Origin of the sequence: Faucicola osloensis (genome assembly GCF_020041925.1) — a bacterium.
Taxonomy (GTDB): Bacteria; Pseudomonadota; Gammaproteobacteria; order Pseudomonadales; family Moraxellaceae; genus Faucicola; species Faucicola osloensis_D.
The window spans coordinates 1315361-1340674 of the sequence record NZ_CP083409.1 but is presented as its reverse complement, the minus strand read 5'-3'; the positions used below and the strand labels follow the sequence as shown (position 1 = coordinate 1340674).

At 45.6% G+C, this 25314-nt stretch carries 20 protein-coding genes and 1 pseudogene; 7 read left to right on the top strand and 14 right to left on the bottom strand.

Translation table 11 applies throughout. The features are described 5' to 3' along the window. Positions 1 to 70: 70 nt before the first annotated feature. Positions 71 to 1186, top strand: coding sequence for a bifunctional 3,4-dihydroxy-2-butanone-4-phosphate synthase/GTP cyclohydrolase II (ribBA, locus tag LAJ61_RS05905; protein ID WP_224053169.1), 1116 nt, complete (start codon positions 71 to 73; stop codon positions 1184 to 1186). Between the two features lie 80 nt (positions 1187 to 1266). Here ribBA and LAJ61_RS05900 read toward each other — a convergent pair whose 3' ends face one another. Then, positions 1267 to 1740, bottom strand: coding sequence for an acyl-CoA thioesterase (locus LAJ61_RS05900; protein ID WP_224053168.1), 474 nt, complete (start codon positions 1738 to 1740; stop codon positions 1267 to 1269). A gap of 54 nt (positions 1741 to 1794) precedes the next feature. After that, a complete protein-coding gene (locus LAJ61_RS05895) occupies positions 1795 to 2763 on the bottom strand; it encodes an acyl-CoA thioesterase (RefSeq protein WP_224053167.1) in 969 nt (322 codons plus the stop codon). A 183-nt stretch (positions 2764 to 2946) separates the two neighbouring features. Here LAJ61_RS05895 and plsB point away from each other — a divergent pair, with 183 nt between their 5' ends. After that, positions 2947 to 5682 carry a glycerol-3-phosphate 1-O-acyltransferase PlsB gene (gene plsB / locus LAJ61_RS05890; RefSeq protein WP_224053166.1) on the top strand — a complete coding sequence of 912 codons (2736 nt, stop codon included), beginning with the start codon at positions 2947 to 2949 and terminating at the stop codon, positions 5680 to 5682. A 60-nt stretch (positions 5683 to 5742) separates the two neighbouring features. Here the strand turns inward: plsB and LAJ61_RS05885 are convergent, their stop codons facing one another. Both LAJ61_RS05885 and argS read right to left on the bottom strand, forming a co-directional pair. Then, positions 5743 to 6468 carry an SPOR domain-containing protein gene (locus tag LAJ61_RS05885; RefSeq protein ID WP_224053165.1) on the bottom strand — a complete coding sequence of 242 codons (726 nt, stop codon included), beginning with the start codon at positions 6466 to 6468 and terminating at the stop codon, positions 5743 to 5745. Between the two features lie 62 nt (positions 6469 to 6530). Next, the gene (gene argS / locus LAJ61_RS05880; protein WP_224053164.1) at positions 6531 to 8348 is read right to left on the bottom strand and encodes an arginine--tRNA ligase; all 1818 of its coding nucleotides are present in this window, start codon (positions 8346 to 8348) and stop codon (positions 6531 to 6533) included. Between the two features lie 266 nt (positions 8349 to 8614). Here argS and LAJ61_RS05875 point away from each other — a divergent pair, with 266 nt between their 5' ends. Next, positions 8615 to 8833, top strand: coding sequence for a DUF2788 domain-containing protein (locus LAJ61_RS05875; protein ID WP_100269288.1), 219 nt, complete (start codon positions 8615 to 8617; stop codon positions 8831 to 8833). Positions 8834 to 8912: 79 nt separating this feature from the next. Here LAJ61_RS05875 and cmoB read toward each other — a convergent pair whose 3' ends face one another. Then, the gene (cmoB, locus tag LAJ61_RS05870) at positions 8913 to 9965 is read right to left on the bottom strand and encodes a tRNA 5-methoxyuridine(34)/uridine 5-oxyacetic acid(34) synthase CmoB (protein ID WP_224053163.1); all 1053 of its coding nucleotides are present in this window, start codon (positions 9963 to 9965) and stop codon (positions 8913 to 8915) included. 48 nt (positions 9966 to 10013) lie between these two features. Next, a pseudogene (gene cmoA / locus LAJ61_RS05865) lies at positions 10014 to 10788 on the bottom strand (carboxy-S-adenosyl-L-methionine synthase CmoA). A gap of 268 nt (positions 10789 to 11056) precedes the next feature. On the opposite strand from cmoA, the gene msrA reads away from it, so the two are divergent. Together msrA and LAJ61_RS05855 are read left to right on the top strand one after the other, a co-directional pair. Then, on the top strand, positions 11057 to 11587 hold the full coding sequence (gene msrA, locus LAJ61_RS05860; RefSeq protein ID WP_050325183.1) for a peptide-methionine (S)-S-oxide reductase MsrA: 531 nt from the start codon (positions 11057 to 11059) through the stop codon (positions 11585 to 11587). 267 nt (positions 11588 to 11854) lie between these two features. Further along, positions 11855 to 13240: a lytic murein transglycosylase gene (locus LAJ61_RS05855; RefSeq protein ID WP_224053162.1), complete on the top strand. Its 1386-nt coding sequence runs from the start codon at positions 11855 to 11857 to the stop codon at positions 13238 to 13240. A 160-nt stretch (positions 13241 to 13400) separates the two neighbouring features. Here LAJ61_RS05855 and LAJ61_RS05850 read toward each other — a convergent pair whose 3' ends face one another. The 4 genes from LAJ61_RS05850 to LAJ61_RS05835 form a co-directional block, all read right to left on the bottom strand. Continuing rightward, positions 13401 to 13661, bottom strand: a complete 261-nt coding sequence (locus LAJ61_RS05850) for a hypothetical protein (RefSeq protein ID WP_007115866.1) — start codon at positions 13659 to 13661, stop codon at positions 13401 to 13403. Between the two features lie 188 nt (positions 13662 to 13849). Next, the gene (locus LAJ61_RS05845; protein WP_224053161.1) at positions 13850 to 14857 is read right to left on the bottom strand and encodes a DUF4062 domain-containing protein; all 1008 of its coding nucleotides are present in this window, start codon (positions 14855 to 14857) and stop codon (positions 13850 to 13852) included. Positions 14858 to 14984: 127 nt separating this feature from the next. After that, positions 14985 to 15854, bottom strand: coding sequence for a glutamate racemase (gene murI, locus LAJ61_RS05840; protein ID WP_224053160.1), 870 nt, complete (start codon positions 15852 to 15854; stop codon positions 14985 to 14987). A 189-nt stretch (positions 15855 to 16043) separates the two neighbouring features. Then, the gene (locus tag LAJ61_RS05835; RefSeq protein WP_224053159.1) at positions 16044 to 16757 is read right to left on the bottom strand and encodes a DUF1285 domain-containing protein; all 714 of its coding nucleotides are present in this window, start codon (positions 16755 to 16757) and stop codon (positions 16044 to 16046) included. A gap of 547 nt (positions 16758 to 17304) precedes the next feature. Between LAJ61_RS05835 and LAJ61_RS05830 the strand changes: the two genes are divergently transcribed. Beyond that, complete coding sequence (locus LAJ61_RS05830) at positions 17305 to 18966, top strand: electron transfer flavoprotein-ubiquinone oxidoreductase (RefSeq protein WP_007115862.1); 1662 nt, start codon at positions 17305 to 17307, stop codon at positions 18964 to 18966. Positions 18967 to 19027: 61 nt separating this feature from the next. Here the strand turns inward: LAJ61_RS05830 and LAJ61_RS05825 are convergent, their stop codons facing one another. From LAJ61_RS05825 to recG, 3 genes are all read right to left on the bottom strand, one after another. Beyond that, positions 19028 to 20845, bottom strand: a complete 1818-nt coding sequence (locus LAJ61_RS05825; RefSeq protein WP_224053158.1) for an alkaline phosphatase D family protein — start codon at positions 20843 to 20845, stop codon at positions 19028 to 19030. Positions 20846 to 21095: 250 nt separating this feature from the next. Then, positions 21096 to 21275: a hypothetical protein gene (locus LAJ61_RS05820; protein ID WP_036592470.1), complete on the bottom strand. Its 180-nt coding sequence runs from the start codon at positions 21273 to 21275 to the stop codon at positions 21096 to 21098. 221 nt (positions 21276 to 21496) lie between these two features. After that, positions 21497 to 23650: an ATP-dependent DNA helicase RecG gene (recG, locus tag LAJ61_RS05815; protein WP_224053157.1), complete on the bottom strand. Its 2154-nt coding sequence runs from the start codon at positions 23648 to 23650 to the stop codon at positions 21497 to 21499. Between the two features lie 155 nt (positions 23651 to 23805). Between recG and LAJ61_RS05810 the strand changes: the two genes are divergently transcribed. Further along, positions 23806 to 24702: a patatin-like phospholipase family protein gene (locus LAJ61_RS05810; protein ID WP_224053156.1), complete on the top strand. Its 897-nt coding sequence runs from the start codon at positions 23806 to 23808 to the stop codon at positions 24700 to 24702. 78 nt (positions 24703 to 24780) lie between these two features. Here LAJ61_RS05810 and LAJ61_RS05805 read toward each other — a convergent pair whose 3' ends face one another. Beyond that, positions 24781 to 25314 (bottom strand): hypothetical protein, encoded by a 534-nt coding sequence (locus tag LAJ61_RS05805; protein WP_224053155.1) that lies wholly within the window; start codon positions 25312 to 25314, stop codon positions 24781 to 24783.

Sequence of the window (25314 nt, the reverse complement as noted above, 5' to 3'; positions counted from 1 at the left end):
CTATTTGTTAATCAGTTTTTTAGTTTTTTAATCAATGTTATTCCAATAAATAGCTAACAAAGGCACTTTTATGGCATTTAATACAACGGCAGAAATTATCGATGACATCCGTGCAGGCAAAATGGTCGTTTTGATGGATGATGAAGACCGTGAAAACGAAGGCGACTTGGTGATGGCAGCCACCCATGTACGCCCAGAAGATATTAACTTTATGATTACCCACGCGCGTGGCTTGGTGTGTTTGACCATCACCGCTGACCGCAGTGAACAGCTCAATTTACCGCTTATGTCGGATAAAAATGGCGCTAAATTTAGCACCAACTTCACGGTATCAATCGAAGCGGCAGAAGGGGTCACCACAGGTATCTCAGCAGCAGATCGCGCCAGAACCATCCAAACAGCGGTATCTTCGACTGCCAAGCCAGAAGACATCGTACAACCTGGTCATGTATTCCCGATCGTGGCACAAAATGGCGGTGTGCTACACCGTGCCGGTCATACTGAAGCCGGCTGTGACCTAACACGCTTGGCAGGACTTGAACCTGCGGCAGTGATTTGTGAAATTATCAAAGAAGATGGCGAAATGGCGCGCCGTGATGACCTAGAGATTTTTGCCAAAGAACATGGCTTAAAAATCGGCACCATCGCTGATTTGATTAATTACCGTATTGCCAATGAGCAAACGGTCGAAATGGTTGCGACCTATCCGATGCAAACTGAGTTTGGTGAGTTTACTGCTTATCGTTTTAAAGAAAAAAATTCAGAGGATACCCATTTGGCACTGGTCAAGGGCAACCCTCAAGAAGGTGTGAGCACTGTGCGAGTGCATAGCTTCCAGCCGTTGCGCGATTTATTCACCGTGCAGCTACCCAACAGCGGTAAGAGTAATTGGGATATCTATGCCTCACTCAAAGAAATTAGCCAATCCGAGCGTGGCGTGTTTGTCTGGATTGGGCATCAGCAAGCAATTGATATGGGCGAAGCGCTCGATAACTTTGTCGCTGACAAACCCAACTCACCGCTTAAACACCAACCCTACCGCAGCATTGGGGTTGGTTCACAGATTTTACGTTATCTGGGCGTGCGTGATATGCGTTTGCTGTCATCACCGCTTAAATTCAACGCGTTATCAGGGTTTAACCTAAACTTGGTCGAAACCGTTGCCAACCCAGACCACAAAGAGTGATTTACGAGATAGCAATTTATCAGACAAAAAAGCCACCAGCATTGCAGCTTGTGGCTTTTTTTTAACAATTTTAGTAACAGTTAAACCGTATGACTTTCTAACTCGGTAAGTTGTTGGCGTTGAGCATCAGAAATCGGTTGCTTGTTTTTACCGGATTGGTCAAAAAATACAATGACTGAGGAGGCGGTAGCGACGACTTTTTGCTGGGCAGTGCTAAAGTAAACATAGTCATGGGTCAGACTGGTATTGCCTATTTTTTTGGCACGAATGCCAATCCAAAGCACATCGGGGAAAGTGACCGAATTTAAATATTGGCAAGATGACGAAGCGAGCACGGTATAAGTTTTTAAGTTAAACATATCAACTTGTTGAAGGTAGTGGATACGTGCGCGCTGGGCATAGTCGTAATACACCACGTTATTGACGTGATTGAACGCATCCATATCGCCCCATTCCACTTTTTGCTCATAGATAACAGCAAAGCCTTTTAATGGGTGATTGTCTTGTTGTGCGATGTTCTGGCGGGCGGCATCACTCATTGGGGGATTGGACATATTTTTCTCTCTCATACGGCTACTGTTTAATACAAGGTAAAAATTATTGAATCACTAGCGCAGGCGCATTAGCCCTTGCTGCTGGGTTGTGGCGACCAATTTGCCATTTTGCCAAAATTGACCGTGGTTTAAGCTTTTTGACTGTGACGTGGTATCACACCACATGTTGTAGAGTAACCAATCATTCATATCAAATGGGCGGTGAAAATGCATACTATGGTCGATACTTGCTGCTTGCAAGCCTTTAGTCATAAAGCTAATCCCGTGTGGCATCAGCCCTGTACCAATCAAATAAAAATCAGAAGAAAATGCGAGCAGTGCCTGTTGCACTTGAATTGACTGTTTACCCAGCTGCGGAATACGCAGCCAGTTGGCTTGGCTTGGTTCCATGATTTTTGGATGAATCGGGTCACGCGGCTGTATCGGTTTAATTTCGATATGACGCTGGCGCATAAAGCGTGCTTTGAGCGCATCGGGGATTTTGCCTACCACTTGGTCTTTAAGCTGTTGCTCGGTCAGCAACACATCTGGCGCAGGATACGTTGGCATCGCTTGTTGATACTCAAGCCCTTCTTCAAACGGTGAAAAAGACGCCAGCATGGTAAAAATTATGCTCGGTTGGTTATCGTCATCATATTGGCGTGCTGTCACTTGACGTGAAGCAAGGCTACGACCATCACGTAATTTATCGACTTGGTAATATACAGGCTTATTGATATCGCCACCGCGCAAAAAATAGCCATGAAATGAGTGGCAAGGTTTTGAATGCTCTACGGTATGGCTGGCGGCCATCAATGCTTGTCCCAGTACTTGCCCACCAAAGATGCGCGCACCGACATAGTCGTGGCTTTGCCCAATAAATACACTGTCTTGATACGGTACGAGGGTTAAGGTTTCTAATAACTGCGTGACTAATTGCTGCCAAATCGCTTGCTGCTCAAACTGCTGCTGCGTTACGGGCACCTGTGGTTGGTGAGTGATATCAATGTTATGGGTATGGTTCATATCTTGCTGGCTTGCCATAGACGCTCTTATGATTACCGTTATTTTGGGTAGATAAAATGGATTAAAGTCACTCATTATACAAGAATTTTTGAGTGATAAGGTTTAGAAATTCATCAATCTATGGCATGATAAGACATATTTTAAACCTTGTATTTATCTTTAAAAACTCACGAAAAAACTCACGCAATCACTAGGCATACTATGAATCACGTAGGGAAAAATTCAGGCACTACCGAAGCGAACAACAAAGGTACCCATCCTGCTGCGACCCCGCTATTAAAAAATCTATACCGACAAGTCTCTGGCAAATTATTGGGGCTCGCCGTCAAATCCAAACTTATCGGCGACATCCCCAATATTAGCGAAGCTAGCACCCATGGTGGCGATGATAAGCTACCGCCAGCAAGCGATAACGATACCTCAAGCCAGCGACTCACCTTTTATGTGCTCAAAGAATATTCTCGTAGCAATAGTATTTTAATTGACCTGGAAACCAAACAATACGACTTACCCCCTGCCCTAGCCAATGTCATCGATCGGGCGCATGGTATTGATGAAAATACCGCAATGATTTTTTTGCATCACCATAAAACAGAAAAGCTGTCTCATGACATCGCCGTATTCTCACCTCGCCTATTACGCTTGATTGAAGCCGTCGAGCAATACCCAACGCTACACATTGATTTTATCCCCGTCACTATCTTGTGGGGACGCGCACCAGAAAAAGAAGATTCGCTGTTTAACCTCCTCACCGCTGATGAATGGCAAGTACCCACCATCAGCAAACAGCTATTTAATATTGGGGTCAAAGGGCGGGATACTTATGTGCAGTTTCACTCACCCAAAGACCTGCGTGGCATCATCGAAGATGAGATTAGCAAAAACCCTGCGCTGCAAGCCGATAGCCTGATATCCACTGATGCTTCTAGTAACGACCGCCATCATTTACACACCATCACTGAACGAGTACAGCAGCGTTTAGAAGGTTATCTGGATAAACAACAAGAAGCCATTTTGGGTCCTGACTTATCAGACCGTCGCAATGTGGTCGATAAAATTCTGTATACGCCTGCCATTCAGCATGCCATCAATATCGATAGCAAAGAAAACTCGCGTGAACTCGCCAAAAGCCGAAAACTGGCGCGTGGGTATTTGAACGAGATAGCCAGTGATTACTCGTATGCAACCGTGCGCTTTTTTGACCGCTTTTTGACATGGCTATGGACACAGTTGTATGACGGGGTTGAAGTAGCGCACTTTGAGCGGGTACGCGAACTGGCATCCGACTATGAAATCATCTATGTGCCTTGCCACCGCAGTCACATGGATTATCTGTTGCTGTCATACGTGATTTATAAACGTGGGCTGCGTGTGCCCTACGTTGCCGCAGGCGAGAACCTAAACATCCCTGTGCTAGGTCAAATACTACGCAATGGTGGCGCTTTCTTTATGCGTCGCAGTTTTAAAGGTAATCCGCTGTACTCTGCAGTATTTCGTGAATATGTGCATAGTATGTTGATGCGCAACACGCCGATTGAGTACTTCATCGAAGGCGGACGCTCGCGCTCAGGTCGCTTGTTACCGCCCAAAAAAGGAATGCTAGCGATGACGGTACAAAGCCATCTGCGCCAAGCGGGCAAACCGATTGTCTTTATCCCGACCTACATCGGTTATGAACGTATTATGGAAGGCGGCACTTATGTCGGTGAGCTTAAAGGCAAGCCCAAAGAATCTGAGTCGCTACTCGGTCTGTTAAAAGCCAGCCGAAAAATCGAGCGCATCTTCGGTCATGTGCACGTCAGTTTTGGTCAGCCGCTGTATCTAGCTGATTTTATGAAAAAATTTGACGTTGCCCCAAATACCCTACCCAAAGACCGTACCGATAGTGATATGCCTGCCAATGTCACTCACATGATTGACAATTTGGGCATCAAAATCATGCAGCGTATCAACCGCTCTGCGGTGCTTAACCCAGTCACTTTGCTAGCTTTGGTACTGCTCGACACACCCCATGGCGCACTCGATGAGCAAAGCTGTCGTGAACAGTTGGCACTGTATCAACGTATCGCAGAAAAAATCCCGTATGATGATGATGTGTCAATCACCCAGCAAAGCCCAGAATCCATTATTAACTATGGTGTCAAGCTTAAACTCATCGAGCGCACCCCACATGTGCTCGGTGACTTGATTCGTATTGCTGACGGTCAAGCGCCGCTTCTGAGTTATTTTCGCAACAATATTTTGCATATTTATATTATCGCGTCACTGTGTGCATCATTGATACAGCGTAATGGCACCATGAGCCTAAACACCATTGAGCGGGTGGTGGGTATTATGTACCCCTTCTTGCAAGCAGAGTTGTTTTTGAAATACCCACTGCGCACCCTAAATGACACTTTGCGTGAGCATATCGATACTTTGGTCGAAGAAAACATCATCGTGGACAAAGGGGTGAATGCGGATGGTCATCGCATCCTGACCACGCCAGAGCCGAATACCCGTAGCTATCAGCAGTTGACAGTGCTTGCCAACTCAGTTGAGCAAAGTCTAGAGCGCTACTTTATGGTACTTGCGCTGCTGAGTCAGCAAGGCTCAGGCAAACTCACCAAAGATCAAGTGATTGATTTGGGTCATCTGCTCGGTCAGCGTCTATCCGTGCTATACGAAGATGATATGCCAGATTTCTTTGACCGTGCCTTGTTTACTAGCTTTATGGATGCGCTAGAGCGTCTAGGCTATATTACGGTGTCGGCTAGCGGAGTGATTGAGTTTGATGCTCGCATTCATACCATGGCAAAAAGCGCGCGATTTATCCTTAATATGGACGTGATGCATATCTTACAGCAAATTTCACAACTGACTGATGAAGAAATCAAACGCACCTTGACTGAACTGCAAAACAAAAAGCAACGCAAATTTAGTCGTAAAAAAGCTTAATGCCACCGAATAATAAAAAACCGTGTTATCACAACACGGTTTTTTTGCCTGCAAATCAGCCTAGCGACGCTGCTCGACAATCAATGAATCAATGCGGCTATTTTGTAGTTGACGCTGGGCTTGCGCCGCCATCTCTGGGCTACTCATGGCGCGAGAGATAACTTGATAGACAGTTTGGTCATTGTTTAAGCGTTTTTTGACGATTTGGGCATCCACGCCCGCCATTAGCACTTCAGCACGGCGTCTATCGGCATCATCAGCATTATCAAAGCTATTGATTTGCAAGATATAAGTCCGCGTAGGCTCTTCATTGCCAATCACAATGGCATCGGCACTGCTTTTTTCATCGGCAGCGGTGCTAGTGTCTACCGTGCTATTGTTGGCTGAAGCGCGTGGTTTGGTACCGTTATCATCAGACAACAAGGGATTATCGACCACGCTGACATTCGCTGATTTTGGCGCACTGGTGCTGTCAGGTTGGGTCAACACCACATCAGGCTGCGCCGAGACTGGCTGACTGGCAGCCGCCTCGTCTGGGACGGCACTGACCTGCTGTTCTTTGAGCAGATCATAGAACTCGTAGTTATTGGTTTTGGGTTTGTCTTGCACCTTTGGCTGCACCATCGGCGCTTCGTCGCTGCTCGTGGTTTTGCCTTGGTTAAATGGATTCCACAAATAAACAAACAGACCAATCCCCACGGTCAATATCATGCCCACCAACATGGCAGCAAAAAACGACATCGTGCTTGGCGCTTTACGCGGGGTCGCTCCTTTGGGTCTTGCCATCATCATCTCCTACGACATGGGATACGGTAATATTACAGCGTTTTTAGCGTATCTTAATCATATCACATACTGGTTGGTGCCGTTAATCCGAGCAAAATTAAGCCGTTTTGAATCACTTGGCGTACCGACTTTGATAACCGCAGACGCGCTTGCATCAAGTCAAGCTCGTCTTGGGTCGGGGTTTCGCCATCTTTGGGTAAGATACGGTTATCGTTGTACCAACCGTGGAACAAACTTGCCAAATCTTTGAGGTAATTGGTCAATAAATGCGGCTCATAATTAACGGCAGCACGGCGTAGCACTTCAGGGTAAGAAGCCAGTAAGCTCAATAAATCCGTTTCAACAGGTTGGGTCAACAGATGTTGGTGGGCTTTGCCGGCTTTGTCATCGACTTTGATACCGCGCTCTTCAGTACGCTCAAGCACACGGCAAATACGCGCATGCGCATATTGAATATAATACACTGCATTATCTTTGGTATGCGATTTGGCAAGCTCTAAGTCAAAGTCAATGTGCTGTTCTGGTTTACGCGCGACATAATAAAAGCGCGCGGCATCATTGCCGACTTCTTGACGCAGTTCACGTAAGGTCACAAACTGACCTGAGCGTGATGACATCTGGATTTGCTCTGTACCACGCCATAGGGTGACAAACTGCACTAAAATCACATCCATACGCTGGGCATCGTAGCCCATCGCTGTCAATGCCGCCTTCACGCGTTTGATGTAACCGTGGTGGTCTGAGCCCCACACATCAATAATTTTGTCATAGCCACGGTCAAGCTTGTCCTTGTGATAGGCGATATCCGAGGCAAAATAAGTAAATTGACCATTGGCACGGCGGACGACACGGTCTTTTTCATCGCCAAATTCGGTGGATTTAAACCACAAATTGCCGTCTTTTTGGTATAGAAAACCCCGCTGCTCTAATAATTCCAAAGCAGGCACAATGGCATCTTGGATTGATTTTTCGCTAAACCATTGGTCAAAATGCACGTTAAAATCTGCCAAATCATCTTGGATATCTGCCAAGATGGTACTAAGTGCGGCTTCATGAAAAATCTGATAATTATCGCCCAAATTGGCTTTGGCATTGGCAATCAGCCCGTCAATATGGGCTTCTTTATCACCTGAGACACATACTTTTTCGCCGTTGGCATCGATTTGGTACTCGGCATCGGCAGGTACATTGAGTAACATATGTTCCCAAGCGGTTTTTAGGCTATCGCCATGCTGTTTTTTGATGGGTTTGGCAATATCTTTGACATAATCGCCTTGGTAGGCATTGGTGGGAAATACAATTGGCTCACCGCACAGCTCAAGGTAGCGCAAATAGGTACTGGTTGCCAAAATATCCATCTGACGACCCGCATCATTGACATAATACTCCCGCCCGACTTGGTAGCCAACTGCCTCTAGTAAATTGGCCACGCTCATGCCAAACGCAGCGCCGCGACCGTGACCCACATGCAGGCTTGAGGTTGGGTTGGCAGAGACAAACTCAACTTGGATTTTTTGACCGGCAAATTCTTCGGATGTACCGAAGTCGCCTTTTTGCTCCATAATGGTGTCTAAGATAGCAAAACGCGCGTTATCATCTAAGAAAAAGTTAATAAACCCCGGTCCTGCAATCTCAACTTTGCTAATCATGTCCGAGGCAGGCAACATCGCCACGATGGTTTGCGCCAGTTCACGCGGGTTTTTCTTGGCAGTCTTGGCAGCTATCATAGCAAGGTTACTGGCAAAATCGCCGTGCGCTTGGTCTTTGGTGCGGCTGATGGTACTGTTATCAACCCAATCGATTGGCAAAATTTGCTGTTGTTTTAGTGATTCCACCACTAATGCTAAGGCTTGCGAAATGACGGGTTGTTGTTCTGACATGGAAATTCTCTTTGTTGGCTCACAGGTTTTGTTGCAGGATTGATAGCTAAAAAAGCACGATAAATCAATGAATCACCATCGATTTGAGGCTATCACTCACTCACAATCGATGGGCATGGATTTTGGCGTTCAATATACCAATTTTTGATGATTTTTTCATTATAATCCTGTCAAAAGATACATGCCATTACAAGGAAACGCGGTTTTTTGGCGTATAATACGCGCTAAAATTTTGTAATATCTGATGACAATAATAGGATAATCACATGTTTGTTTTAGTCTCTAATGAGTTAATCACCAAACTTGGCATGTATGTGCTGCTGCCTATCTTTATCGCGTTTTTATTTTTTATCATGTTTGATATTTCCAAGAAAAACAATGCAGGCAAGCAAGGCACATTTTGGATTTTTTTGGCACTGGGCGGCGGTTTTTTTGGCTTTCTCATCAAAATGGTCTTGGAGTGGTATTTTAGTAGGACGCTTTAAACTACCCGGCTCTAAACATCACTAGCCTAAAACGCCATTACCCCAAACTGCATTACCCTTGTAACTTGTTCATGTATCGTTACGGTCGTTTGGCTATCATCACCGCACGGGTCGGGCGTTGATAGCCCTCGATGGTTTTGCTGCTATCATTGGGGTCAAGAAAATCGCTTAAAGATTGATAATCCATCCAGTCGGTTTTGCGTTGTTCATCCGTCGATGTCACATCCACATCGACACAGCGCACCTCGACAAAGCCTACTTTGTACAGCCACAGCGCCAGTGCCGCAACCGAGGGGATAAAATACACGTTATTCATCTTTGCATAACGCTCACTTGGCACTAGCACGGATGTTGCATCCCCTTCAATCACCAAGGTTTCTAGTACCAATTCTCCGCCTTTTGCTAGCTGATTGTATAATTGCTCAAGATGCTCAAACGGTGACGCGCGGTGATACAGCACGCCCATACTAAATACGGTATGAAACAGACCTGCTTGCCCGCTAGTCAAGCTAGGATTGGGCAAGGCTTCAAGCGGTACGGGCACATAGTGCACCCTGTTGCGTCCAAAATCGTTACGGTCAGCGTCTCTGACGAAATGCCGAATCGCCATAAACTGGTTATAAAACAGACACGATGGGTCAATCACAATCACCGTGCTTGCCCCCGCGCCCGCCATACGCCAGCCGTGATAACCCGAACCGCCGCCCACGTCTAGCACGCGTTTGCCGTGAAGTGGGCTGATATGTGGCAACACCCTATCCCATTTCCAGTCACTGCGCCATTCAGTATCAATATGGATTTGCAGGTCATCTCGACCCAGTAAAAAACCGCCTTTGCGCCACGGCATCAAACGTTTGAGTAGTGCATGGGTTTGCTTGTATTCACTCTCTTGCCAATCCAATGCTGCAGTGATACAGGGTTGATTCAACTCTACTTGCGCGTTGTCAACCACGGGCAAGCGCTCAATGAGCGATTGATAAAAGGGTGCATGGGCGTAGCGTGATTTGTCTTTGATGGTAGCCAGCCAGTTGGGCAACTGGGCAAGCCATTCATTGGCAACTGGGTATTTTTCCGCCAATTGCAGCAAGGTAAGATAGACGTCGGTTTCAGCAGTTTTGATGGTATTGTTCATGGTTGACTCTTTTAGGATTGACAGGTTTTCATTGTTTAACGGCAATCATCACTTAAACGCAATAATCGACGCAAAGTTTAAAAACTGAAACCACGTCAAATGGCGGTCAAACCCCACTGTTGCTAAACGCTGATGATGAAAATCGAGGGTATCGGTGACAAGTACATTCTCCAGTGCATTGCGTTTACCACTGATTTCCATCTCACTATAGCCATTGGCGCGTTTAAAATCATAATACCGCTCAACACGCCACGCATCGTCCGCTTCATCGAGCAAATGGGTTTTTTTCGGTCAAAATCAAAATACCGCCTTCAACCAACGCATCATAACAGCGTTTGAGTAACTGCTCGCGCTTGTCAGGGGATAAAAACTGCAAGGTTAAATTGAGCACAATCATATCGCACCGCTCAAACGCCACCCCACACACATCAGCGCAAATCAGCTCGATATCATGCTCAGGATAATGCTGCATTAGTACACTTTGCGCTTTGGCGATCATCGGCTCTGAGATATCAATGGCTTTGATTTGCAGATCTTGCGGCGCAAACTCGCCTGCGAGCGCAAAACTCACCGCCCCGAGTGAACAGCCCAAATCATAAACGCGGCTGACTTTATTGCCGTCGCTATTGGTTTGGCGAAACTGGCAATGGCGTTTGGCAAAAATCGGCAACATGGCGAGCATCTGCCCATACCCAGGCACACTACGGCGAATCATATCGGGAAAACAAGCCACCACTTGCTCATCAAAGCTAAACCGCGCATTGGCATCCAGCGGCGTGGTAAATAAAGTATCGAGGAGTGGTTTGGCTTGGGGCTGACTCATGCGGCTGACTCACTATGGCTGATTGAGCGTTACTAAGACTTAGTACCGCTGACTTAGTATCGCTGACAGTTTTATGCGCGCTTAAACGATAAAACGCTTAAGAAACGCTTAAACTGTCAGGTTTTTAGATAGCGGAAACTTGGTTTACATTGCCTAACTTGAATGGCGAGTAAACTTTGCTATTCTAACATTTTCACCCGTTCTACTTTTAATAATTTATTTTAATCCTTATATCAAACCAATGAGATAACCATAAAAAGGTACTATTATGCAAACGATTATTTTAGGCGGTGGCTGTTTTTGGTGTACCGAATCAGTATTTAGCCATGTCAAAGGCGTGACCGATGTCACATCAGGCTATATGGGCGGTGATGAAGTAAGCGCCAACTACAAAGCCGTCTGTGGCGGCGATACCGGTCATGTCGAAGTGATTAAAGTCGATTTTGATGAGACCATTATTCCGCTTGAGACGGTATTGGATATTTTCTTTGCCACCCATGATCCAACGACACAAGACCGTCAAGGGAATGATGTCGGCAGACAATATGCCTCCGTGGTGTTTTACACCGATGAAGCGCAGCAAAAACCGACCATTGACCGTGTGATTGGGGAACTTCGTGATGAACAGGGCATCAAGGTAGTGACCGAAGTGCATCCTGCTGCGCAGTTTTTCGTTGCCGAGGACTACCACCAAGATTATTACGCCAACAACCCGACCCAAAGCTATTGCAACTTTGTGATTCCGCCCAAGCTTGCCAAGCTCAAACAATATTTTAGCGGTTTTATGATCGAACAATAACGTGTATTGTTATGTTATTGATACTTTGTTGATACTGTATTAATGCTTTTAAAAATTGGGCTTTACCCTGTTAATGCCCAATTTTTTTGAGTTCAACAATTAAACTTACCACAACCGTGCAAAAATTAACGCTTTATCACCCAATGTGAAAAAATGTAATTAAATGCATTTACTCCTTTCACTAAGCAAGCTTTTTTTATACCCTTGAATGAGTCAAAATTCACCCCGTTTGTTAATGTTTTTATCTGTCACTATTCAAGGTTTGTTATGCGTTTACTCCCGATTTTTATGGCGCTGGCAGGCGTGGCGATGGTTAGCCAAGCCAATGCCGCACCGACACCGCCTAATCTTAGCAATGCCCAGTTTCAACAGTGTTTATCCAATCTCAAAAATAGCAGCACCTTTCGCGGTGTAGCCAGCACTTTAGAACAATATCGCCCAAATGAGCCTGACCCTAGCGTGATTGTCTCACTCAACTATCAACCTGAGTTTCAAAAAGAAGTGTGGGACTATCTCTCAGGTCTGGTCGATGAAGAGCGTGTGCAAGACGGAATCAATGCCAAAAATCAACTGCAAAGCACGCTAAGCCGTATCGAGCAGCGCTATGGCGTGAAAGGGACGGATGTACTTGGCGTCTGGGGAGTAGAGTCTAACTTTGGTAAGCAGCTGGGTAAAAAAGACTTAATCCAGTCATTAGCGACCTTGTCTTGCTTTGACCGTCGTCAGTCGTACTTTCGCACGGAATACGCTAATGCGCTGCGTATCTTGCAAAATGGTGACATCCGCCGGGATGATATGACTGGCTCATGGGCAGGGGCGTTTGGGCAAACCCAGTTTATGCCAAGTACCTTTTTACGCTTGGCGCAAGATTTTGACGGTGATGGACGTAAAGATTTGGTCAACAGCCAAGCTGATGCGCTCGCATCAACGGCCAATTTCTTGGATAAAGCAGGTTATCGCACGGGCGAGCCTTGGGGTTTTGAGGTCAAGCTGCCTGCAGGATTTTGGGCAGATAGCAACCGCAAAGCCAAAAAACCGATGAGCTACTGGCGCAATCAAGGTCTGACCCTTGCTAATGGTAAGCCGCTACCCTCTAGCCTTGATAGTGCAGGTTTGCTATTACCTGCAGGTATTAAAGGCCCTGCGTTCTTAGTGGGTAAAAACTTCGATGCGTTTTATAGTTACAATGCGTCAGAGAACTACGCGCTAGCGATTGCGCATTTGTCCGATATGATTAGCCAAAACCGTACTAGCAATGTCGGCTTTGTCACACCTTGGCCCACGGATGATGCCGGTATTAGTCGCCGTCAAGCCCGTGAAATCCAGCAAGCACTGCTTAATCGTGGGTATGATATTGGTCAAGCTGATGGCATGATTGGCGATAAAACGCGCTATGCGATTCAAGATTTTCAGCGGCAGCAAGGTGTTAACCCTGATGGTCGTGCGGGTATGAAACTCTACCGTATGCTAATGACTCAGCCAACAGGCAATGCTCAGTACCCAACCCAATACCCAACCCAAACGCCCGTTCGATACCAGTCTGTACCGAATTCAACGGTTACTGCCACGCCGACTAAAGTGGTACGCGATGCCAATGGGCGCACGAGTTACTATCGTATCGACAATGGACAAGGTGGGGTGACAACGCCTTAGTCATTTAAACTTTAAATGATTTAAACCTGAGCTATTTAAGACTTAGTCATCTACAATTTTTATCAATTTTTTATCCCCAAACAAAAAACCCTTAATGTCAGCATTAAGGGTTTTTGTTGATATCGATAAGGTCTTGTTAATATCCGCGCATTGTAGAACATTATACAATAGGTGGTGGGGTAGGCTCTTCACCATCATCCATTTGGATCGGTTTGACTTCGCCTTTTGAATTGCTGCCCCAATTGTCCTCTTCGTCTTCATCCCATTTTTTGAAGTTATCGCGTGGGTTGATGCCACGGCGTTTCATATCTTCGACTTGCTCTTCAAGGGTACGAAACTGCTGGGCTTCGTGCATGGTATCTTCAAGTTGGTTGATGTTGTTTTCAAGATCGTCCGCTTGTTGAGTCACATGATTGCTCATAATTTTATCCTCTTTTATCCTCAATGTTATCGTTATGTGTGTTGTGAGATTATCATAGCATAAACAAATGTGACGCTAGTTAGCAGGTCTGTATAATATTGTCATGACATGAGTAAATCATGGCTTGGTCAAAGCTGATATAAAATAATTGCATAAAACACTCAAAAAGGTGTGTTAAAAACGACGGATTAAGCTTGTACAATGATGTTAATCTGCCACAGCTCGCGGATACTTCGTTCTTCTTTGACCGAGACCAACCATTGTTTTTTCACCAGTTGGCTTTTGATCCATTGATAATCGATATTACTGATTTGACAGCGAGAGACGGCATGGATTTTGGGTGAGATTTTGAGCGCTTCTGCCATCGCAGCATCTTTGAGGGCATCGTTAATTTGGGTCAACATCATATTACTGGTAAACGGCTGCGGTAATGCTTGTAGCATTTGCACAATATTGCCCCAGCTAAATGTATAAGCTGCGCTGATTTCTCGCAAGTTGCCGCCTTCAAACGCGTGTGCGGTGTAATTGACCAATAACGCTTCATTGAGCTCTTTTGGCGTGACTTGGGTCGGTCTGACTTCAAGTTCAGGCCGCTTTTGATCGCGCTCTAGATTACTGGTAGTTAAGGCGGGTTGCACACTATTACGGATATGAAATCTATCCGAGACAAAAACTGACTTCAAATCCCCACTAGCGCCTGTCGGTAGCGTCCTCAATGGAAGGGTGTCTTTGACCCAACCTGATCGTGGAAACTTCTCTTTGATTTCCTCAAGCATTCGAACACAGTCTGGCACGCCATCATGGGTCTGATCGAAATGAATGGCCCGCGAACCTTGTTCTTTAATCACCAAATTAAACAGATCCAACCGTTGACGTAATAGTTCATGTTGACTCGGTTGGGTATTGACTAACGCAATCATGGGCACGCGTTTCGAAGACGCATAGATATAAGATAAGTGCAGATAACTGACACCTGATAGGCTTAAATGACCGTAATCATTGCCCAAAATAAAAATCATATAATCACATTGGTCGATTTGTTGGCGGCTGTATTCAACAAAATTGGTATGGGTCGCAAGCAAATCCCAAGTCAAAAAATAATCCGTCGATAGCGCATACTCTAGCGCGTTCTCTAAGTTGACATTTTCATTTCTCACCAAAGAGATATGAATATGATAACGTTTCTTTTGAGACATGCTATCTTCTCCATAACGCTCTAATGAACGCAATTAATTAAAAAAGTAAAGGGTTAAAAGCTGAATCGTTAAAAGTTAAATCGTTAAAAGCTAAAAGGGTAAAAGCCATGCTGACTAACCAACAAGCTCAGTTCACTGCGCGATGTTGAGTCACACACAAGGTAAAAAAATCAATCCCCAACTCTGGCAAAAATCGCTGCAACAGACGCGTTGCCGCCTGCTCAGTAGTGGGTAAGTTGGCGGTGGCATAAAACTGTAATCGCGGTCGCTCTTTATGAGAGGCAAGCTGATTGGCTCGCTCAAGCAAATCATGCACCCGTTTGGCAATGGCATCGCCCGAATCAATCAATGCCACTTTCCCCATAGCTTGGTGGGTCATCAGCTCGTCGATACGCTGTGCCAAATAGGCTTTAAAAAAAGGAAAATGGGTACAGCCCAGTACCAGTTGGTCTACCTTTTTAGCCTGTAACTCACTTAGCAAATGATCTAAATCAGTCACGGCTGGGTGATGGCTTGGCATACCCAATTCCACCCAAGGCACTAGGCTGCTAAAGCTATATTTGTGGACAGTCACTTGCTGCGGTTTGGCGACTTGTTCAATGACTTCATTGAGTAAATACCCGTGCAAGGTCGCTGGGGTTGCCAACACCGCGACTTGCTTGGTCGCCGACTGCATCACCGCAGGTTTCAATGCAGGGACTAAGCCGACAATCGGCACTTGAGGATACTGCCGCCTTGCCGCCTGTAATCCATGCGCAGAGGCACTATTGCAAGCTATCACAATAAGTTTACAACCTTGCGAATGTAGCCAGGCCACTGCCTGCAAGGTAAGTTCACGAATCTGTGCTTCACTGCGTGAGCCATAGGGTACATGCAGGGTATCAGCAAGATAGATATAACGTTCAAATGGCAAGCGTCGCTGCAAATGGGTCAATACCGACAATCCGCCCAACCCAGAATCGAATACGCCTATCGGCGCGCTTGCTAACTCTACCATAGCCTAATCAGTCCAACTCGCAGGGTGTTGCTATTTTAAACCGCAAAATAACCGCCTACCCATAAAATAGACCACTATCTTATACCAATTTTTAGACGCTCACTACAAAAAAATGCAGTTGCTGAATTTGACAGCAAATTCGTCACTTCGCTGGTTCACAAGCTATCAAAATTTGGCTAAAGCGGCTATTTAGGCGGTCATCGTCAAGGTAAAAGTGCTATCACCACTGTGCAAAATCAATGACGCACCCTCTTCACCCTCTACCAACTCACCCAGTTCAATCAAATGGTAAAACACATTACGATGAATGAGTCCGTATAGCGCTGAGTCACCATTTTGGCGCACCAACAGATACGGCTGGCTGGCTTGTTTTTGCTGTAAGCCAGCATCATGCTGGCTAGCATGGGTAAATGGCAGACCCAAACGAATCGGATGCTGCTCGTCGGCAATCACCACATCGCCTTGCGTGGTGGTGAACTGCAACACCGGTTTGCTAGTATCGCCAAATTGCTCGTTAATGACGTCCACTTGATTGACTAGCAGTGGCGCGTCTTCTACTTGGATTTGCCATTTTTCCACAGGGGTTTTTAAAAAATACTCAATGTGGTTATTGTCATCAACCTCTGACCATAACACTTTGGCAAACAGATCAATGAGTAGCTGCCGGGTGATTTGACTGCCTTCATGCCACCACTCGCCATTGGCTTTGACCACCACATCCATCATACCGATGAGTTTGGGTTGCCATTTTTCAAGGGGTGGAATTTGGCGTGTCGGATGGTTTGCGGCTGCTACCGCTTGCGAAGCGACCGATTGCTCGATTTGTTGGCTTAGCTCGCCTATATCAAAGCTAGTATCAAAACTGGGTTTAGATGCTACATTATTAGTATCAGTATTAGTCATTTTATAGCTCGTATTATGGTAGTTTTTATTTAGATTAGGATTTAGCGTATTGTATGGGTTTATGAATGCCATGATGCGCTGTGTCGACATCACTTTGTGGTACATAGTAGTCAATTCAACGCTGGGTTTCAAATAGTCGCTGTTAGTACCTGTGTCGATTTATTGTATATAAAGGTGATAGATAGCATAAGACAAGCCAAATTGGATGCGATAAATTAAGCCCGGCAGTCATTTTCTCCTGCAAAAATATTAGGTGGTTAAACGGTTAATCTATTATACTAAGTAGTATTTTTTCTGAATTCATATAACGATTCATTATATGTTAAAATCAAGAAAACCATTGATAACATTGCCAGCCTGAGCCAGCAATTATTTGATGAACTGATAATCAAAGGCTAACCTTCTAGATCACTAGCCTTGCAAAAATCATCGTGATGCGACTTATGTGTATTGTCAGATGTAAGCTGATGAACCGCATTGTTTAACCCAATACGCGCAAGGTTAAGCAAGTTGTCATCACTGAATTTTATTTTTCTAAGGAGTTTGTATGCAAGACATCGAACGCGAGCAAATGGAGTTTGACGTAGTTATCGTGGGTGGCGGACCTTCAGGTCTATCTGCGGCAATTCGTCTACGTCAACTTGCCATTGCTGCTGGCAATCCTGATTTTAGCGTGTGTATCGTTGAAAAAGGGTCAGAATTTGGTGCCCATATCTTATCAGGTGCGGTCATGGAGCCGAATGCACTAACTGAACTGATTCCTGATTGGAAAGAAAAAGGTGCGCCCGTTCGCGTGCAAACCAAAGGTGACCGCGTCTACATGCTCAAAAATGAGACCAAATACCGCGAATTACCAGAAAAAATCGTCCCAAGTTTGATGCACAACCATGGTAACTATATTATCTCATTGGGTAACCTTGTACGTTGGTTAGCCACCCAAGCCGAAGAGCTTGAAGTGATGATGTTCCCAGGTTTTTCTGCCGCTGAAATTCTCTACAACGAAGATGGTTCTGTTCGTGGCGTATTGACGGGCGACATGGGCGTCAATGCCGAAGGTCAACCAAAATCAGGCTATGAACCAGGCTATGAGCTATTGGCAAAATACACCATTTTTGCTGAAGGGTGCCGTGGTCACTTAGGTAAACGCTTAATCAGCCGTTTCAACCTATCAGAAGGCAAAGACCCGCAGCACTATGGTATTGGCTTAAAAGAGCTTTGGGAAATTGACCCTGCCAAACACCAAGAAGGCATGGTGCTGCACGGTTCAGGTTGGCCACTTAGCGAGACGCATAGTAACGGTGGTTGGTGGTTATACTTTGATGAAAACAACCAAGTGTCATTTGGTATGGTGATTGACTTGTCTTATCACAACCCTTACCTATCGCCATTTGATGAGTTACAACGCCTAAAAACCCACCCGCTCATTCGCAATATCTTAGAAGGCGGTAAACGCTTATCTTACGGTGCGCGTGCTTTGACCAAAGGCGGTTTAAACTCATTACCAAAACTATATTTTGCCGGTGGTGTGTTAGTGGGTGACGATGCAGGTTTCCTAAACCCAGCAAAAATCAAAGGTACTCATACCGCCATCAAATCAGGTATGTTAGCCGCGGAAGCCGTGTATGAAGCGATTGCTGCTGGTCGTCAACATGACGAAGTGCCAACCTATGAGCAAAAATTCAAAGCATCATGGCTCTACAACGACATGTACCAAGCGCGTAACTTCGCAAATGCGATGCACCGCATGGGTATCTGGATGGGCGGTGCGTTCAACTTCCTAGAGCAAAATATATTTAAGGGTAAAATGCCACTGACTATTCGTGACAGAATGCCAGACTACGATGTGCTTGAGCGCGCAGATCACGCTTATATCCCTGAGTATCCAAAGCCCGATGGTAAGCTGACCTTTGATAAATTATCTTCCGTGTTTATCTCCAATACCAACCACGCTGAAGATCAACCTTGTCATCTAAAATTAACCGATCCAGAGGTGCCAATTAAGCGTAACCTCAAAATCTTTGCTGAGCCTGCCCAGCGTTACTGCCCAGCAGGGGTATATGAAGTGGTACAAAGTGACAGCGGCGCAAAATTTGTCATCAACTCACAAAACTGTGTGCACTGTAAAACTTGTGATATCAAAGACCCCTCACAAAACATCACGTGGGTCACCCCAGAAGGTGGTGGTGGTCCAAACTACCCAAATATGTAATGATTTATCAAAAAAAGCCGCTAACGTTAGCGGCTTTTTTATTGGGTTTTGTTAAAGTTATTTAAACCAAATAAGGCTCACCCACTTTGACACGCATGGTTTTACCAACACTGCTTGAATAAGTGGGCTTGGTGATATCACTGACAAACACCCAGTCGCTGGTGCATTGCTCAGGGGTCACTGTCACAATCATATAACCGCGCTGAGAGGTATCACACCATTTTAACGTACCACCTTTGACCAGCATGGGTAACCCGAGTGACAACTGTTTTGGATCAACTGTTGCTAAATATTCTTCAAAACCTGGCGACGTCACTGATTGTACCGCAAACTCCACCCCGACGGGTTCGCCTTTGACATTGACTAGATTATTTGCCCAAGCGTTATGGGTATCACCTGCCAATACCACTAAGTTTTTTTGCATAGCGTTGGCAACACCATAAATCATCTCGCGTGCCACCGCGTAACCATCCCACGCATCTAGGTTATAAGGGATGAATGGGGCTTGCTGCAACTGTTGTACCATACTCTGCTCTTGCGGCGTCAAGGTCGTGGGGGCGGTCTGCGCTTTTTGCATTAAGGTCAGATAAGTGATGGCATCTACGCCCAAGGCGGGGTTCATAAAGTTGAGCAGTACGGGCGCAGGAATAAACATCTGCCCCATCACCACTTGCTGACCCAGAATTTGCCAAGTCGACTTTGACACTTGCAATTGACTTGCCAGCCAGTTTTGTTGTGGCAAACCGATCAATTGGCGGCTGGTATCTTGCATTGCCGCGGTGAATTTTGCGCTATCTAAAGTGAGCTGACCATTGGCGTCTTTAATTAAAAAATTATTGTAATCTAGCTGTTTGTCCCGGGCAATGACACGGGTGTCTAGCATATGCAGACTGAGTAAATTACCAAAATCAAAACTACGATAAATTTGCGTCATAACACTATTACGCGTGGGCATCCATTCATGATAGGCTTTCATGGCGTCCATTTTGCGCTGATTCCAATCGCCCTCATTGGGTTGGTGGTTTTCAGCACCCGCTTTATAAGTGTCATTACTAATCTCGTGGTCGTCCCATACCGCAATCATTGGCATGGCGGCATGTACCGCTTGCAAATCTTTATCGGTACGATATTGGGCATAGCGCAAGCGATAGCCAGTAATGGTGAGCAATTCTTCCATTGGAATGACTTCACGATTGAGCTGTGCAGCATGGCTTGAAGCATAGGCAGGTACCGTTTTACCTTGGTCATCGATGGTATGACGACCATATTCATAGATATAATCACCTAAGTGCAGCAGCACATCGACATCGCTGCGCTTGGCAATATCGGCATACGCATGAAAATAGCCTGCAGGATAGTTTGAACAGCTCACCACCGCAAGTTTCACTTGACTGACATTCGTGACAGGTAGGGTTTTGGTTTTGCCAATCGGACTGGTGACACCACCACATATAAATCGATAAAAGTAAGGTGTATTCGGCTGTAAACCCGTGGCATCCACTTTGACCGTATAATCTTGCCCACCGTTTGTTTTGCTCGTGCCTTTATTGATGATGGTGTTAAACGCATTATCACTGGCAATTTGCCAATCGACATCAAGACTGCTGCCACTGCTCACCGGTGTCACCCGAGTCCATAAAATCACTTTGTCAGCAAGCGGGTCGCCACTGGCTACGCCATGTAAAAAGCTAACCTGCGCTGTGTTATCATTATCATCATTGTCATTATTACAGCCCGCTAGCATCATCGATGCACCTGCGACAGTCGCAAGCGAGGTAGATTGTAAAAAACGGCGACGGTTGATACTTGGGGTTGATGGCTGGGTGTCTTTAAGCAAATTGTGGATAGGAGAAGTTTGCTCAGCAGGCGGTTTGGTCATGGGGTTTCCTCTAGATAAGGCAAAGCAACAATATGAAAAGTCAAATTGTGATAAAAACATACGTTATCGCTAGGAAACATTAGCTGACTAAGGTGACAACCGTATGACGATTGAATGAACAATTAACGGCAAATTTTAGCCAATAAAAAAGCTGACCGAAGTCAGCTTTTGTGCAGTCAAAAATATATATCATAAAACATACAGGGAATAAAACTAGGCATAAAACCTAGTCGCTTATCAAGCCTACTAGCTAGATACCTGCAGCCGCTTTAAATGCAGCCTCATCAAAGTCATCACCATGGGTCACAACGATGGTACCATTAGGGTTAATGTTGACAAATTTGACCCCTTTGATGTCTTCGGTTTTTTTGATGATTTCATCAGCAGCGGCTTGGTCTGCGATAGGTAAATCATATTTGGTTTGTGGCATAACAGGTATCCTTTATATTGATAATAAAATATTGATAGTTCTATATTAATATCAGTGATATTGTGCAATGGATAAAAAATTAATTAAAACCAATCGTTAGGTCAGTGTTAATTAATCAATAAGGGCATGGGGTATAACATAACAAAAATTTGCGGGTGTGAATAGGCGCTTTATCCGTAAAAACAACGCTCTATCAGAATTCAAGCGCCTACTATGGGCTATCATGCGTTAATGTATTTGATGGCATCGGGTGTCCAATGGCTGATGTATTGCTGTACTTGTGATTTGCGATTTTCATCAGCAATTAGGTATTTAGCAATCGCTTGCGCCACGATTAGCAAGCTTTCATCCCTCGCTAGGTCACTGACATAGTAGCTATCAAATCCTGTCTGCCGTTTACCCAAAAGCTCCCCTGCACCGCGTAGTTCCAAGTCTTTTTGCGCAATCACAAAGCCATCATTGCTATCTCGCAGCACATTGAGCCGCTCGATACCCGTTTCTGACAATGGCGTTTGATAAAGCAATACACAAAAGCTTTTTTGGGTGCCCCGTCCCACGCGTCCGCGTAGCTGGTGCAATTGCGATAACCCTAATCGCTCAGCATTTTCAATCACCATCAGCGAGGCATTGGGCACATCGACCCCGACTTCAATCACGGTGGTAGCCACCAGCAAAGCGGTTTTACCGGCTTTAAAATCCGCCATGACTGCTTGTTTGTCATTGGGTTTCATTTTGCCATGCACCAAGCCAATGTTGAGATTGAGCCTGTCATTCAAATCGGCATAGGTCGCTTCAGCGGCTTGCGCATCAAGCACGGTAGATTCTTCGACCAGTGGGCACACCCAGTAAGCTTGTTTGCCTTGCTCGCAGTTGGCAGCGATACGTTCAATCACTTCATCGCGTCGGTCACGGCTTATGGTGACGGTGGTGATGGGGGTGCGGTTGGGCGGCAGTTCATCGATGATGGACGTATCCATATCACCAAATGCACTCATGGCAAGGGTACGCGGTATGGGTGTGGCTGTCATAATCAGCTGATGCGGTGTGGTATGCGCCAAGCCTTTATCGACCAGTGCCATTCGCTGCTCAACCCCAAATCGGTGCTGCTCATCGATAATCACCAAGCCCAACTTGGCAAAATTGACATGTTCTTGAAATAGCGCATGCGTACCGACCACGATTTGCACCTCGTTGTCTTGTACTTGCTGCAAGGCTTTTTCACGCGCTTTGGCTGTTTGCTTACCCACCAGCCAACCCACACCGATGCCAAGCGGTTCAAACCAGCTTTTAAAGTTATTAAGATGTTGCTCCGCCAAAATCTCTGTCGGTGCCATCACCGCCACTTGCCAGCCGCTATCAAGCGCATAGCACGCCGCCAAAGCTGCCACCAAGGTTTTGCCTGCACCAACATCGCCTTGCACAAGTCGCAGCATGGGTACTGACGTTGACAAATCTTTGACGATTTCTCCCACTACGCGATTTTGGGCATGGGTCGGGGTAAAAGGTAAATTGGCTAACAGGCGATTGGCAAGCACGCTTGTGGCATCGCAGCGCGGTGCTTTATGCTGATAAAGTTGTTGTTTGCGGTACAGTAGACTCAGCTGGTGCGCGAGCATTTCTTCGATAATGAGCCGCTGACAGGTCGGATGGCTGCGATTTTTTAACGCCGCTAACACCAAAATTTGCTTGTTCAAATCGGTATAAATCGGTGGCTGATGGATAAAGCTAATGGCTTCTAGTAAGCTAAATTCCCCAAATGGGTTGTGGCTACCTGCTAGTAACGGAAACTGCTTGCTAAGCGCACTTTGTACGATTTGCCACTCAGCATCACTGATAGTAGCCATCACAGGATTGGCTTGTTTGACTGTTTGCAGCGCAAGTCGAATCAAGCTACGCAGTTTATTTTGATGCAAGTTTTTGACCGTTGGATAAACAGGTATCAGCCCTGTATTGGTCAGGGGTTGATGTCCAGTAATAATTTCATATTCAGGGTGGCTGATTTGGGTGCCATACTTACTGATACTGATTTCGCCAAACACACGCAAGGTATTGCCCACCGCCATGGTTTCGGTCAGTCCACGATAGACTTTGAAAAAGCGTAATGTTGTTTGTGCTGTCTTATCTTGCAATGTCACGCTCAGGCCCATCTTTTTGTTTTCGACGCGGACAACGGTACCTTGTAGCAATGCCGATTGTCCATCGACGACATCACACATGTTGACCAGTCGGCTGCGATCTTCATAATCACGCGGCAAATGTAGCAACAAATCAAACACGCGCTCAATACCAAGTTGGTCAAGCTGTTCAGCAATTTTGCTACCCACGCCAGCAAGCGCGGTGACAGGGAGGTTAAAGATGTCAGGTTTTAGCGTCATGTTATAAAGTTAGCTTATCTGCCTATAATAAAAATAGCATGAAAAAACACCAAATTAAGTTAGAATACATAGCGACACAATTTACGCTTTATAACCGATGAACTCAACAAATTTATCATTTAATAATATTGCTGTTTTGATTGATTAGGCTTGCTATGAAACCGTTTTCTTTCTTTGCCTTGATAACTACTAGCATTTGTTTTACGGTCACCGCCTGCACCAAAACGCCAGTGATACCCACCCAACCTATTAAATCACCTGCTAAACTATCAGTAAAACCCAAAATCGCCCTTGTATTAGGCGGTGGCGGTGCCAAAGGTTTTGCTCATGTAGGCGTCATCAAGGTACTGGAAAAAAATGGCATCACCCCCGACTTAATCGTCGGTACCAGTAGCGGCAGTCTAGTCGGTAGTTTATACGCCAGTGGCAAGTCCGCTAGTGAACTTGAAGACATCGCGACCCATGTTAGCAATAATGAATTGCTCGATTATAGCTGGAGCAAACAAGGATTTATCGAAGGTATCAAATTACAAAACTGGGTCAATATCCAAGTCGATAATCGACCGATTGAAAAACTCCCCATCCGTTTTGCCAGTGTTGCCACGGATTTAACCTCCAAGCAAAAAGCCGTGTTTGATAAAGGCAATACCGGTCTTGCGGTGCGTGCATCCAGTAGCGTGTATGGCGTTTTTGTGCCGCCACGTATCAACAATAAACGCTATGGCGATGGCGGCCTGACAAGCCTTGTGCCTGTGCAAACTGCCAAACAAATGGGCGCAGATATTATCATCGCGGTAGATGTTTCAAGCCCGCCAAAAAACAGTCATCCGCAGGATTTTTGGTCGCTACTGGATAAGACATTTGCCGTCATCCCCAATCAAGCAAACGCTGCTGAAATTAAATTAGCGGACGTGGTGATAAGCCCAGCTGTTGGTGATATTGGCACGACCAATACCGTAGCTAGAGAGGCGACGATAAAAGCAGGGGAAATCGCAACCTTAGCAAGGCTCAGCGATATCGAGCAAAAAATCGGCAAGTTTCAAAAATTTTAACTAAAAAAACCGCTCAATCATTGAGCGGTTTTATGCGTTGAGCCCTTCTAGGCATTGCTTCTAGGCATTGAGCGCTTATTATTTTACTTTTAAACGATATTTCACCATCGCTACTTCATTAAGCCCTAAACCTGGTACATCCCACTGTATGGCTTTATAGTAAGCCATCGGTAGGTTCTGTAGCACGCCATTCATGTTGGTTTTTAGTGGCATATACTGAAAATTGGCACCGTCCATACTACCAAACGCGCGGGTTGGCTCCACATCGCTTGTGCTCACTAATTCCATATTGGCTGGGATGTTCATGGTCACTTTCATATTGCGGATTCGGTCAGGGCTGTTATTGGTTAAGTAGCCGCGATACTCTACGACGTTGCCTGATGCAAGGCGCGTTTGTGCATTGACGGGGCTTAACACTTCTTGACCTTGTGGATCCTGACCAACCACAGAGGCTAAAATGCGGGTTTGAACTTGTCCAGCAACGGGCACTGAGATAGGTGCAGCTTGACTATTATCAACAGGGTCTAATGCCACCGTTGGTAGCACAGCCGTTGCGGTGGCTGATGCCCCAAGTGAGGCGGTCATTAGCGCGAATACTAAAAGCTTTTGCAT